The organism is Aureivirga marina (assembly GCF_015767265.1).
GTDB lineage: Bacteria > Bacteroidota > Bacteroidia > Flavobacteriales > Flavobacteriaceae > Aureivirga > Aureivirga marina.
The window spans coordinates 158,870-172,315 of the sequence record NZ_JADPIB010000009.1; the positions used below are offsets into that span (position 1 = coordinate 158,870).

Below are 13,446 nucleotides of genomic sequence, written 5' to 3' on the forward strand. Positions count from 1 at the left end.
TGTAGTGCGTTTTTTGGTGAAATTATTTTTTTTCAAAATAAAATGAATTTATTCTGTCATTAAGTAAAGAAGCGTACTTTTTGGCACCTTTTTGATTTAAATGATCACAATTATGAAAGTCATTTTTGTCAAAAAACTTCTCACCATCAAAAAAATTGAAATAAGGAAGTTGGTATTTTTCCACTAAATATTGGATATCTTTCATATTTTGTTTCTTCACTTTTTCATCTAATAAATCTCTAAATTCTTTGATACATGGTGAAGTAATCAAGATAGGTTGAATGTTTTTTTCTTTTAAAATTGAAATAAATTCTTCCAAATCTTTCATGACCATTTCTTTTTCTGTAGAATTTAAAGTTTTTCTATTAAAATAATCTGCTCTAGCTTTAAAAGCAATTTTATTAAAAGCATCTTTATCTGTGTTTTCATAAGTAATGAAACCTTTTTTCATCGGAATTTCAATGTTAATTCCATTTTCAACATCAAAATCTAAAATGGAATCATTATGAGATAAATTATTGATTACACTTCTTTTTAACATTGCCATAGAAGGTTTAGAAGAATAACCATAAAGAAAAGGAGAAATTGTAGGCATTGTATAACTTCTATCAGGATGTTTGATATCATGCGCATAATAGGACCAATAATCTCTTCGACCTTGAGAAGAAAAATATAATGTATGATAATCTATGCTTAGTAAAACATATTTCAATTTTTTCAGTTTATCAAGATATTTTTCAGTAATTCTTTTATCAAAATAAATAGACTGGCTCACATTTGCTAAATTGTAAGTATTTTGATCGAAAAGAGTTGGATTAATTCCATAACCAGCTCTTGAATTTCCTAAAATTAAAAGTTCAATATTTTCAATATTCTTTTCTAATCCTGTCAACTTTGCTTTGTATATAGAATTTTGATTGCGTAACCAAGTGTCCATTAAGATTACAAATAGAAATCCTAATAAAACAATAATTCCAATATCTTTAAAAATCTTTTTCATATCTTTTAAAATTGAAAATAGATGAAATCTTGTTCGCTTCCACCGAAAATTAAAATCATAAATACTAAAACAAAATAAAAACTCCAGTTTAAAACTCTTGGAACTCGAAGTTTTGCGTTTGCAATTGCAAATTCTTGTTTTCTTCCAATCCATTCAATTAACATAAAGATAGCAACAACCCAAAGGATGATATTTGCTACTTCCATTTTGTAAAATTCAGGTTTAGTAAATAGAGAAGAAGAGAATATTTTAGTGAAAATTTCTTTTACATGTGTTATATTTTCAGCTCTAAAAATAATCCAAGCGAGAACTGCTAAAACAAATGTTACAATCATAGAAAAAGCTTCTTTTAAAGTAGGTAAAGTTTTATTATGAGCAACAATTTCCATATTGTTTCTGTTTCTTTTTAAAAGCATAATTGGCAAGAAATACATTGCATTTACCAATCCCCAGAGTACAAAAGTCCAATTTGCTCCATGCCAAAATCCACTGACTAAAAAGATGATAAATGTATTTCGAATTTTCATCCAAGTTCCACCTTTACTTCCTCCAAGTGGAATGTATAAATAATCTCTAAACCAAGTAGAAAGCGAAATGTGCCAACGACGCCAAAATTCAGCAATATCCCTCGAAAAATATGGGAAAGCAAAATTTTTCATTAAATCAAAACCAAATAAGCGAGAAGTTCCGATTGCGATATCAGAATAACCAGAGAAATCACCATAAATTTGAAAAGCAAAGAAAACACCACCTAATAATAAAGTACTTCCAGAATAATCATCAGAATTGTTGAAAATGATATTAGCATACGTTGCACAATTATCAGCGATAACCATTTTTTTAAACAATCCCCAAAGAATTTGTCTTCCTCCCTGAACAGCTAAATCATAATTAAAAATTCTTTTTTTATAAAATTGTGGTAAAAGATTAGATGCTCTTTCAATTGGTCCAGCAACTAATTGTGGGAAGAAGCTGACAAAAGCAAAAAATGCGATAGGATCTTTTGTTGGTTGTAATGTTTTTCGGTAAACGTCGATGGTATAACTTAAAGTTTGGAATGTATAGAAACTAATTCCAACAGGTAAAATGATGTTTAATTTTGAAGCTGCAATATTTCCCCCGAAAAAGGTAAAAGCATCAGAGAAACTTTCAATAAAGAAGTTGAAATATTTAAAGAAACCTAGAAAACCAAGATTAACTAATAAACTTAAACCAAGAAGTAATTTTCTCTTTTTTGGATTTTCTGTTTCACCCAATTTTAGACCAATAAAATAATCCAAGGCTGAACTAAAAGCGATTAAAGTCAAAAAGCGAATATCCCACCAGCCGTAGAAAATATAACTAGCAACTAATAAAAGAATGTTTTGAGCTTTTAAGTTTCTTTGAGTTACAAACCAATATAAAATAAATACTATTGGCAGAAAATATGCAAAGTCAATGGAGTTAAAAATCATTTATAAATTCAAATGGAATAAAACTTAAATTGAAATTTTATTCAGTTAATGGGCAAATTTATAAAGAATATTATTACCTCGTTCAAGAATAACTATAAATAGCTTAAAAAAACATGTTATTGAATAAAAAATAACATGTTTTGATAAATTTAGGAATATTTTTATAGATTTTTTAATAGTTATGTCTCTGTTGTTGAGTGGAATAACTCTTTGAAGTAGTAAAATCAAGAAACTGAACTTGTTTATTTCCATCAATTTGATAAGTTTCAGTTAAGTTTTCACCATTTCTACCTTTTACATTTACTTTAATTGTATTCATTCCTTTTTGAAGTGGTATTCGAACATAATAAATAGAATTAGGTAAAGATTGCCAATTTCGAGTATCTGCTTTTTCAGTTAAAGCATTGAAAATACCTAATACAGCCCCAATATCTCTATTTTGATTTCGAACTGTATATTCAGTTGTTTTTTTCACAGCCAAACGCAAAGCAGCTTTTCCAATTTCACGAAGCATTCTATCTTTTAAAGTTTGAAAAGCGATAACATTAAAATCTTCTGCTTTTTCAAAGGTGTAATTATGCAAACCTTCTTCAGCATTTCCACTTGTATAAACTGGTTTTCTTTCTACATATTTTGGAATTGCCATATTGAATGTTTCAAAATCGGAAAATCGACCAGAACGATTATTATCAGGAAGAGGAACAGGAAGAATTAAATCAAAATCTTCATTTACAATAGAAACAACTCCACCTTGACCTTTTACAAATGAAAAATTAATAAATGTTTGATCTTTATAAGGAACCAATCCGTTATCCCAAAAAATTATTAATTCTCCTCCTGTATTTTGTGGTTTTTCATATCGTAAATTAAATTTCTTCTCATATTTTAAGGCTTCTTCTGTAAAACCTAAAATATGTGCTGTTCGAATTACGTCTTTTTTTAATTGTTCTGGAAGTTTTACACCAAAATAAGTTCCACCATTTTTTTCATAAAGCTCTACAGCATTTCGATACGAAATAAAAGCATCGTTTATATTTCCTGTAGATTCATATAACATTCCTTGAAAATTTAAAGCAAAAGCATCTGTTGTATAGCGATTTTTCTTTCCTGCGGGATATTTATCATTTATTTGTTGTAATTGTAAATTCAACCTTTTTAATTCTACAATGGCTTCATCAGGCTGGTTTAAAAAAGTATAATTTAGAGCTTTATAATAATGAATCATTACTTTTTCAAAATCTTCTGGAACAAAATCTTTTGTTTCAGGATTTGTTAATAAAGCCAAAGCTTCTTCACCAACATTTTTTTGATAATCTTCAATTGCATAATCTGCTTTATTGAAATACTCATTACTTTTTTTATATTGATGTAAATCATGAGCAACAGTCCCTTTTTCCATGTAATATAAAAGCTGATTTCTTTTCTTCTTTAAAAATTTATTCTTTTCAATTTCTTTATCAGCCAAATTATACTGTCCGTTGTTTAAAGCACTTTGATAAGAAGCACTTTTTTCATGATAAGAAGTACAACTTACCAAAAACAAAAAACAAAGACTAAAGCTATAGTACAAATATTTCATCAGGTTACATACTTTTTAAAAAATGCCCTCTAAAAAGAGAGCATTTATGTAAATTATAATTATAAGAACTGTTTTTGCATTTTTAAATTTATTGACTTTTTAGTTTTCAATAAACTTTTTAATTTTCTTATCACCAATCCAAACTGTTTCGTTTGTTTCAATATTTGTCAATTCTAAATTGATTTGGTAATAAACAACTTTTTCTTTTTTATGTGCATCTACAATCGAATTAATTGTTCCTTGTAACATAAAATCTGCTCCAAGTTCTTTTCCGAATTTTTTCACTGTAGAAATAGAAGCATTATTTTGCTGATCTGCTCTTTCAGCTCTTAATTCTTCACGGAAAGCTCCACCTTTTACTAATCGAACTCTTCCACTTCTAATAAATGATTGTTCAATGTCTTTAATAAAAGTTTCAGCATCAATATGTTCATGTGATTTATTTCTTACTAAACCAACAATAACAACAGGCTCTTTACCAAATTTAGTTCTATATCTATCTAACCAAGCTCCTGATAAAACTTGTTGAATCATATCTTCTGAAACCATTCTTGAATCTGAATCATTCCATCTTCCACTAATATCAATTGTTTGATCTGGACTTACACGTTGTATTTTTCTTGAACAAGATTCTAATGAGAATACTATAATAAAGCTTAATGAAGCTAGTAAAATGATTTTTTTCATACTTACTTATCTGTTAATTTTGATAAATGAATTTATTTATGTTCGATTTCTATTTTTTAATAGCAAAATCCGTAATTAAATGAAAAAGGACTGTAATATCTTCCCCAATTGTTCCAATTATTCCATCCCCATCCAAAATTAATTGACGATCTAGGAACATCATAATATTCTACATATCCATTTTTATATTTTTCCATTCGTTCTTCATGTCGCCATTTCAAACGCTCTGCACGATATCTTTTTTTAAGTGCTTTTAATTCTCTTTTTTCTTCTAAAGGATCAATTGCTTTATAAGTTTGTTGTAATGTCGTTCCTTGTAAAGCAACATATTTTGGCGATTCCTTCATGTATTTTTGTTGACTGATTTGATAGTTTGGATTTTGATCATAATCCAATGCTTCACGATTTTGTTGTGCAAACAAAAACGAAGTCATAAAAAGCGCTATTAGTGGTAAAGTTTTCATAATCTAAATTTACGTTAAATTCCTTTTTAAAAATCCAAATTTTATGCCAATACATTGTTAAAACTCAATTAATTTCATTAAAAATGTATTCTTCATTAAATGGATATATTTTATTCAAATTTAATATAAAAAGTGGAGGATTTTTTAAGAAATAAGAATCTAAGTTTTAAGAAAAAGAATAAATGATTTCCTTATTTTTGCTGCATGAGAGAAATTTCACAAAAATTAACTGATAAATTAGAAAATAGAAAAGAAAATAATGCTTTTAGAACGCTATCAACAAGTTCTTTTTGTATTGATTTTTCTTCGAATGATTATATCGGTTTTTCAAAGAATAAACGAATTTCAGAAAGAGTTTTAGAGAAAGTTCATTGTTTTCAAAACATAAATGGAAGTACAGGTTCTCGATTGATTTCTGGAAATAGTTCTTTACATCAAGAATTAGAACAGTATTTAGCAACTTTTCACCAAACAGAAAGTGCGCTCCTTTTTAACTCTGGTTATGATGCAAATGTTGGATTTTTCTCTTCAATTCCGCAACGTGGCGATACTATTTTATATGATGAATTAGTTCATGCATCTATCCGTGATGGAATTCGTCTTTCAAATGCAAATGCTTTTGGATTTAAACATAATGATTTAGAAAGTCTAAAAGTAAAATTTCAAAGAGCAAAAGGAGATGTTTATGTTGTTGTAGAATCCATTTATTCAATGGACGGAGATGCTGCAAACTTGAGAGAAATTACTGAATTTTGTAATGAAAATAATTGTTATTTAATCGTTGATGAAGCGCATTCTACAGGGATTTATAGTGAAAATGGAAAAGGTTTTGTTGATTTTCTTGGTTTAAATGATAAAATTTTTGCTAGAATTCACACTTTTGGTAAAGCAATAGGATGTCATGGAGCAGTTATTTTAGGAACTAAAAATCTTACTGATTTTCTGATAAATTTTTCTCGCTCTTTTATTTATACAACTGCTATGTCTGCGCATTCTCTTTTGACAATTAAAGAAAGTTTTGAAGAATTAAAAAAGACAACAGCGATTGAGGAATTAAAATATAAAATTCAATTTTTTAAAGAAACAATTAAGGAATTTGGATTAGCTTCAAAATTTATCAAAAGTGAAAGTCCAATTCAATGTTGTGTTTTAAGTGGAAATGATTTTGTAAAAAATATTGCCAAAAAGCTTCAGGAAAATAGTATAAATGTAAAAGCGATTCTTTCACCAACTGTTCCAAAAGGTGCAGAACGTTTGCGTTTTTGTATTCATAATTATAATACAAAAGAAGAAATTCAAGAAGCTTGTGCTATTTTAAAGGAAGCAATTTTTGAATTTCAACCAGAAATTTTACTAGAAAACTTCGAAACAGTTTCTTAAAATTCTCGATTTTCTTCTTTTTTCAAAGAAATGTATCTTTGTGGAAAAGCGAATCTTTTGAATAAAACAACTATTTCATCCGTTTATGAAAAATCGCAACAGTTAAAGGAAATTGTTCCGATTTTACTTGAAGAGAAATCAAAGATAGAATTAGAGAATACTGTTAGTTCTTCACTTTCTTATATTATTGAGCAACTTTTTAAAAAAACTGAAAATCCTTTTCTTTTAATTTTTAATGATAAGGAAGAAGCAGCTTATTATTTGAACGATTTGGAACAATTAATCAATCAAAAAGATGTATTGTTTTATCCAGGTTCATACAGAAGACCTTATCAGATTGAGGAAGTTGATAATGCAAATATTTTGTTACGTACAGAAGTTTTAAATAGAATAAATTCTAGAAAAAAACCAAGTATTATTGTAACCTATCCAGATGCGATTTTTGAACAAGTTGTTACTAAAAAAGAATTAGAAAATAATACATTAAAACTTAGTACAAACGAAAAAGTAACACTTGATTTTGTAAATGAAGTTCTTTTTGAATACAATTTTAAAAGAGTAGATTTTGTAACAGAACCAGGTGAGTTTTCAGTTCGTGGAGGAATAATAGATGTTTTTTCTTTTTCAAATGAAGAACCTTATCGTATTGAATTTTTTGATGATGAGATTGAAAGTATCCGTGTTTTTGATATAGAAACGCAACTTTCTAAAGAGAAAATTTCCAAGATTTTAATAATGCCAAATGTGGAAAATAAAGCGCTTCAAGAAAAGAGAAGTAGTTTTCTTTCATACATTTCTTCGAAGACAATTTTGCTTTATAAAGATGCCGATTTAATTGCCAATCGTTTAGACAATTTATTTACAAAAGCAGAAGAAGCATTTGAAAATATTTCTAAAGAAATTAACCATGGAAAACCAGAAGAATTGTTTTGTAATGGTAAATTGATTTTAAATGAATTTGCTAATTTTAGAACAATTTTCACTAAAAAAACGGAGAAAAATATACATTTTAATGTAAAATTTAATATAAAACCACAACCAGCTTTTAATAAACATTTTAATTTATTGATTGAAAATTTACAGAAAAATACTTCGGAAGGAATTAAGAATTATCTTTTTTGTACAAATGAAAAACAAGCACAACGTTTTCAAGATATTTTCAATGATATGGAAGAAGAAGTTTCCTATGAAACAATTGTTTTTCCGTTGTATCAAGGTTTTGTGGATTTAGATAATAAAATTGCATGTTATACAGATCACCAAATTTTTGAACGTTATCATAAATTTCAGCTTAAAAATAGTTTTCAGAAAAAACAAGCAATTACTTTAAAAGAACTAAATACACTGGAAATTGGCGATTATGTTACACATATCGATCATGGAATTGGAAAATTTGGAGGTTTACAAAAAATTGATGTTGAAGGAAAAAAACAGGAAGCAATTAAATTGGTTTATGGAGATAGAGATATTCTTTACATCAGTATTCATTCGCTTCATAAAATTTCTAAATTCAATGGAAAAGATGGAAAACCACCAAAAGTTTACAAATTAGGTTCAGGAGCTTGGAAAAAGGTTAAGCAAAAAACAAAAACTAAAATCAAACATATTGCTTATAATTTAATTGAATTATATGCAAAAAGAAGATTGCAAAAAGGTTTTCAATTTCAACCAGACACATTTATGCAACATGAATTGGAAGCTAGTTTTATGTATGAAGATACACCAGATCAATTTAGTGCAACACAAGCTGTAAAAATTGATATGGAAAAAGAAAATCCGATGGATCGTTTGGTTTGTGGAGATGTTGGTTTTGGAAAAACAGAAGTTGCAATTCGAGCTGCTTTTAAAGCTGTTGACAATGGAAAGCAAGTTGCAATTTTAGTTCCAACGACAATTTTAGCTTTTCAACATTTTAAAACTTTTACAGAACGATTAAAAGATTTTCCAGTTCGAATAGATTATTTGAATCGTTTTAGATCAACAAAACAAAAAAATCAAGTTTTAAAAGAACTTTCAGAAGGAGCAATTGATATTGTAATCGGAACACATCAATTGGTTGGAAAAAATGTTTCTTTTAAAGATTTAGGTTTATTAGTTATTGATGAAGAACAAAAATTTGGAGTTGCTGTAAAAGATAAATTAAAAACTGTGAAAGAAAATGTAGATACATTGACTTTAACTGCAACACCAATTCCAAGAACTTTACAATTTTCATTAATGGCTGCTAGAGATTTATCTGTAATTTCTACACCGCCACCAAATAGACATCCAATTGAAACACATTCGATTCGTTTTAATGAAGAAATTATTCGTGATGCTTTGCAATATGAGATTTCTAGAGGAGGACAGGTTTTCTTTATCCATAATCGAATTGAAAATATAAAAGAAGTTGCAGGAATGTTACAACGTTTACTTCCAGATGCAAAAATTGGAATTGGTCATGGACAAATGGAAGGGAAGAAGCTAGAACAATTGATGCTTTCTTTTATGAATAATGAATTTGATATTTTAGTTTCAACTACAATAATTGAAAGTGGTTTAGATGTTCCAAATGCAAATACGATTTTTATCAATAATGCAAATAATTTTGGACTTTCTGATTTACATCAAATGCGTGGTAGAGTTGGACGTTCAAACAAAAAAGCATTTTGCTATTTTATTACGCCTCCTTATCATATGATGACGGATGATGCTAGAAAACGAATGCAAGCTTTGGAAATGTTTTCGGATTTAGGAAGTGGATTCAAAATTGCGATGAAAGATTTAGAAATTCGAGGAGCAGGAGATTTACTTGGAGGTGAACAAAGTGGATTTATTAATGACATAGGATTTGATACGTATCAGAAAATTTTAAATGAAGCTATTTTAGAATTAAAAGAAAATGAATTTAAAGATTTATATGCTTCTGAAGAAACAGAGAAAGTATACGTAAGAGAGATTCAAATTGATACAGATTTTGAAATGCTTTTCCCTGATGATTATATTAATGTGATTGCAGAAAGATTACGATTGTATAATGAATTAGACGCTTTAAATAAAGAAGAAGATTTAGTTGCTTATCAAACTCGATTAGAAGATCGATTTGGAGAATTACCTTCTCAAGCGGAAGATCTATTAAATATGGTTCGTATAAAATGGATTGCAAAAGATTTAGGATTTGAAAAAATTATCATGAAAAAAGGAAAATTCATTGGATATTTTGTATCAGATCAACAATCAGATTACTATCAATCGGAAATATTTACAAAAATCTTACAATTTGTTCAGATGAATCCTACTGCTTGTAAAATGAAAGAAAAACAAACAAAACAAGGATTAAGATTGTTATTAACCTTTGAAAATGTAACGGATGTAAATAAAGCGTTGGAAAAAATTAAATCTATTTCTAAATAAAATTTTTATTGAAAATTAATAAGATTTTTTATAAAAAAAAGCTTTATGTTTGTTGATAAATATCAATAGAATGAAGCTTTTTATTATTAAATTGATATTGTTTTTAAATATAAATTGCATTATTAAAAAGCTACCTTTTAGTGTAGCAACAAGTTTTCTTATAAATACTAATTTTGAAATAAATTGATAGAAATGGAGAACAGATATAGTAGAAATCGATTATATATATCAGCACAAGAACAAGAAGTGATTAAAAATGTTCCTATTATCTTAGGAGGTGCAGGAATTGGTAGTGTTATTGCTGAATGTGCCCTTCGTCTTGGATTTGAAAATATTACAATTATTGATGGAGATCAAGTAGAAGAATCAAATATAAATAGACAAAATTATACTTTTGAAGATATAACAAAAGATAAAATAAAAGCTTTAGAAAACAGACTGAAATCAATAAATGAAAATGCAAATATTAAGGTACATAATTGTTTTTTAACTGAAGAGAATGTAGAATTGTTTATCTTGGGACATAAAATTGCAATTAATGCTTTAGATTTTACTTCTGATGTACCTTTATTATTTGATAAAATTTGCCAAAAGAATGAAATTCCTGTTTTACATCCATATAATTTAGGCTGGGGAGGATTAGTTACAGTTATTTGTCCAACAGGATTGTCTTTAGAAGTTTTAGAAAAAGAAACTAATAAATTTACAGAATTAGATGTTGTAGAATATGCAACAGGTTATTCGAAATTTTGGGGAACACCACATGCATGGATAGATGAAATTGTAGATAAGTATAAAAAAGAAAATGGAAGCTTACCGCCTCCACAATTATCTATCGCCTCATGGATTTTAGCTGGAATTTGTACACATTTACTGTTTAATATTGCTACAGAAAAAGAATATAAAAAATTTCCAGAATTTTATCTTTCAACGATTTTAAACAATTAGATTAATCTATTATTTGTGGCATAAGCAATTGCCTCAGAAATATTAATTACTTCTAATTTTTCAAATAATTTTCTTCTATGAAATTTTACAGTATCAGGAGATACAAAAATTGCTTGTGCAATTTCATTAATTGTATAACCTCGAGTAGAATATTGTAAAATTTCTTTTTCTCTGTTAGATAATTTTATCTTTTCAGTTGCTTTCCAGTATTCACCTTCTAAATCATATTTATAAACTTTATTATCTCCTTTTTTATAAATTTTAATATTTCCAGAATTTTGTTCTGCTGAAAGAGAAATAATACATAATGCCTTCCATATTTTCCCTTCTTTAGTCAGGAAAAGCGGTGTTAATTTTTGATTGATTAAAATAATTTTTCCTTCTTGATTTTTTATATGAAAATCATACGAAATTGTATGTTCTTTTCTTTCTTCAAGTGGAATTTTATCATAGAATTCAAAACCAACAGTATTAATTTTAAGAAGTAATTCTAAGTCTGAAGGAATTACATATTTAAAATAAAAAGCATATCCCATTTTTTTGACTTCCTCAGAAGTATGACCACATAAAAAAAGCGAATTGTCAGAGACATATTCAAAACCTTTCTTTTGGTAGTCAATTAAATAAATACTTTTATATGTGGTTCTGGCAAAAGCTTTTACAGCTTCCAAATAATTAGAAGTCTGCGAATATTCATCATTAGAAACCTTATCAACGGTGTTTCTAAATGAGAAAAAATTATTGATTTCAGCCATAGCAAAGAGTTATATATGTAACCAAATATATCTTTTTTTTTAACAGTATGCAATAGAATATTTGTTTTAAGAAATATTTAATAAAAATTAAAAATAACTACACAATTGTGTAATGAAACATCTCTTATACCTAAATAAATTTAAAATTAAATTAAATTTATTATGGAAATATCAAGAAATAGTTTAGAGAGGTTAGAGTTACATCAAATGTCAAAATTTGCTGAGTTTATTGTCATGGAAAATTTTAAGCATCATACTGAAAATGAGCTACCAAATGATTATAAAAAAGACATCGAAAGTATTTATAAACAAGAAATGGCTTTTTATAAAAATTCTGAAATTTTTGTTTCAAAAGATGACTTTGGAAAAATTTCTGGAGCAATTAGAGTTTTGAAGTGGAATTATATAGATACATTACCTCTAGAAATTATCTTTGGAATCAATCCTCTTTTAATTACTCCTAAAGATGAATTGCAAAATATTTATCACATTGGTAGATTCGCTATTAGAAAAGATGTTGGAGATTTAAATCTATTCAAAAAGTTGATGATTTGTGCAATCGCCCCAATTTGTGAAAATAAATCAGGAATAGCATTTGCAGAATGTGATAGTAAATTACTTAGAATTCTAAATCTTCTAGGTATCGAAGCATCTGTTATTGGAAAATCTATTAATTATTTAGGATCTGAAACAATTCCAATTGCAATGACTTATGATGGATTGAAAAATTTCTATTTTAAAAATAAATCATTAGTTGAAAATGAATTAGTATCGCTTTCAACTATAAGTTGTTTAATTACAGATAGTTTATCTATTGATAAGCACCTTTATAATTAAATATAAAACAAAATAATAGCTATAAAAATGAAATTAAAGACATTAAACGATTTTCTATGAGATTGTTTGATGTCTTTTTATTATATAATCTATATATGGCGTTTCCCTCCGTAAAACTTCGGGTCGGGCTTTCCGCTTCAAGTTTTGATTTTGTAAAAAAGAATTCCTACGTCATCCGTGGGCTTCCTCTGGTCGCCTCTGTTTCCTAGAATTCTAAATTTTGCAAAACCAAAAGCTTTTCACTACAATCCCTAACGTATCGTTTTCCAAACAAAATTATATACTATATATTATATAGGTAAATAAAAAAGATGGCTGAGCGCAGTCGAAGTTAACATTTGAAGAAACATACCTATTATATATCTAAAGGAGGCTGAGCGAAGCCGAAGCCAACCTCAAAAGAAATTTCACCTATTATAATATATAAGTCCAAAGGTAGCTGAGCGCAGCCGAAGCTAACATTTACAAAATTCATATACTATATAGGTAAACAAAAAATGATGGCTGAGCGAAGTCGAAGCCAAACTCAAACGAAAATTTCATTTATTATATATGTATATCCAAAGGTGGCTGAGCGTAATCGAAGCTAACATTTACAAAAATCACTCACTACATAATATAAGTAAACAAAAAATGGTGGCTGAGCGCAGCCGAAGCCAAACCTACCTTATATATATTATAGTATAAAAGAAACCAAACACACCAAAAACTCCAAATTCCCAAGAAAAATCAACTATTAAATAAAAAGACAAAAAAACTTTTTCTTATAAATATTTGAAAACCAAACCTTCTCTAAAAACGATCAAAAATAAATGCAAAAACTTTACAAAAAGGCTTGCGAGGAAATAAAAAGCGCGTATATTTGCAACCGCTAAAACGAACAAGGGCAACCAAGTTTATGAAGGCGAAAAGTTCTAAGAAAGGTTGAAAAAATAATTTTTAAAAAAGT

The 13,446-nt window shown here is 27.7% G+C and carries 10 protein-coding genes; 4 read left to right on the forward strand and 6 right to left on the reverse strand.

The genetic code is table 11. The annotated features are described in order from the left end of the window. Positions 1 to 22: 22 nt before the first annotated feature. The 5 genes from I1A51_RS16480 to I1A51_RS16500 all read right to left on the reverse strand — a co-directional run bounded on the left by I1A51_RS16480 (position 23) and on the right by I1A51_RS16500 (position 5,184). On the reverse strand, positions 23 to 1,000 hold the full coding sequence (locus I1A51_RS16480) for a hypothetical protein (protein WP_196895922.1): 978 nt from the start codon (positions 998 to 1,000) through the stop codon (positions 23 to 25). 5 nt (positions 1,001 to 1,005) lie between these two features. Continuing rightward, positions 1,006 to 2,454 carry an MBOAT family O-acyltransferase gene (locus I1A51_RS16485; protein WP_196895924.1) on the reverse strand — a complete coding sequence of 483 codons (1,449 nt, stop codon included), beginning with the start codon at positions 2,452 to 2,454 and terminating at the stop codon, positions 1,006 to 1,008. A gap of 172 nt (positions 2,455 to 2,626) precedes the next feature. Then, positions 2,627 to 4,033: a COG3014 family protein gene (locus I1A51_RS16490; RefSeq protein WP_196895926.1), complete on the reverse strand. Its 1,407-nt coding sequence runs from the start codon at positions 4,031 to 4,033 to the stop codon at positions 2,627 to 2,629. Positions 4,034 to 4,132: 99 nt separating this feature from the next. Continuing rightward, positions 4,133 to 4,720 carry a penicillin-binding protein activator LpoB gene (locus I1A51_RS16495; protein WP_196895927.1) on the reverse strand — a complete coding sequence of 196 codons (588 nt, stop codon included), beginning with the start codon at positions 4,718 to 4,720 and terminating at the stop codon, positions 4,133 to 4,135. A gap of 56 nt (positions 4,721 to 4,776) precedes the next feature. Next, positions 4,777 to 5,184, reverse strand: coding sequence for a hypothetical protein (locus I1A51_RS16500; RefSeq protein WP_196895928.1), 408 nt, complete (start codon positions 5,182 to 5,184; stop codon positions 4,777 to 4,779). 204 nt (positions 5,185 to 5,388) lie between these two features. On the opposite strand from I1A51_RS16500, the gene I1A51_RS16505 reads away from it, so the two are divergent. The 3 genes from I1A51_RS16505 to I1A51_RS16515 all read left to right on the forward strand — a co-directional run bounded on the left by I1A51_RS16505 (position 5,389) and on the right by I1A51_RS16515 (position 10,905). Continuing rightward, a complete protein-coding gene (locus I1A51_RS16505) occupies positions 5,389 to 6,564 on the forward strand; it encodes an aminotransferase class I/II-fold pyridoxal phosphate-dependent enzyme (protein ID WP_196895929.1) in 1,176 nt (391 codons plus the stop codon). A 57-nt stretch (positions 6,565 to 6,621) separates the two neighbouring features. Further along, the gene (mfd, locus tag I1A51_RS16510; protein WP_196895930.1) at positions 6,622 to 9,957 is read left to right on the forward strand and encodes a transcription-repair coupling factor; all 3,336 of its coding nucleotides are present in this window, start codon (positions 6,622 to 6,624) and stop codon (positions 9,955 to 9,957) included. A 192-nt stretch (positions 9,958 to 10,149) separates the two neighbouring features. After that, positions 10,150 to 10,905: a ThiF family adenylyltransferase gene (locus I1A51_RS16515; RefSeq protein WP_196895931.1), complete on the forward strand. Its 756-nt coding sequence runs from the start codon at positions 10,150 to 10,152 to the stop codon at positions 10,903 to 10,905. On the opposite strand, the gene I1A51_RS16520 is transcribed toward I1A51_RS16515, so the two are convergent. Further along, positions 10,902 to 11,660 (reverse strand): response regulator transcription factor, encoded by a 759-nt coding sequence (locus I1A51_RS16520; protein WP_196895932.1) that lies wholly within the window; start codon positions 11,658 to 11,660, stop codon positions 10,902 to 10,904. The two genes, I1A51_RS16515 and I1A51_RS16520, sit on opposite strands and share 4 nt — an antisense overlap. Positions 11,661 to 11,822: 162 nt before the next feature. Between I1A51_RS16520 and I1A51_RS16525 the strand changes: the two genes are divergently transcribed. Continuing rightward, the gene (locus I1A51_RS16525) at positions 11,823 to 12,497 is read left to right on the forward strand and encodes a hypothetical protein (RefSeq protein ID WP_196895933.1); all 675 of its coding nucleotides are present in this window, start codon (positions 11,823 to 11,825) and stop codon (positions 12,495 to 12,497) included. The last annotated feature ends 949 nt before the right edge of the window (positions 12,498 to 13,446 follow it).

Excerpts from the sequence above, each read along its gene's own strand:
- I1A51_RS16505 (WP_196895929.1), top strand. The coding sequence starts at position 5,389 with ATGAGAGAAATTTCACAAAAATTAACTGATAAATTAGAAAATAGAAAA.
- I1A51_RS16495 (WP_196895927.1), bottom strand. The coding sequence starts at position 4,720 with ATGAAAAAAATCATTTTACTAGCTTCATTAAGCTTTATTATAGTATTC.
- I1A51_RS16500 (WP_196895928.1), bottom strand. The coding sequence starts at position 5,184 with ATGAAAACTTTACCACTAATAGCGCTTTTTATGACTTCGTTTTTGTTT.
- I1A51_RS16490 (WP_196895926.1), bottom strand. The coding sequence starts at position 4,033 with ATGAAATATTTGTACTATAGCTTTAGTCTTTGTTTTTTGTTTTTGGTA.
- I1A51_RS16485 (WP_196895924.1), bottom strand. The coding sequence starts at position 2,454 with ATGATTTTTAACTCCATTGACTTTGCATATTTTCTGCCAATAGTATTT.
- I1A51_RS16525 (WP_196895933.1), top strand. The coding sequence starts at position 11,823 with ATGGAAATATCAAGAAATAGTTTAGAGAGGTTAGAGTTACATCAAATG.
- I1A51_RS16520 (WP_196895932.1), bottom strand. The coding sequence starts at position 11,660 with ATGGCTGAAATCAATAATTTTTTCTCATTTAGAAACACCGTTGATAAG.
- I1A51_RS16515 (WP_196895931.1), top strand. The coding sequence starts at position 10,150 with ATGGAGAACAGATATAGTAGAAATCGATTATATATATCAGCACAAGAA.
- I1A51_RS16480 (WP_196895922.1), bottom strand. The coding sequence starts at position 1,000 with ATGAAAAAGATTTTTAAAGATATTGGAATTATTGTTTTATTAGGATTT.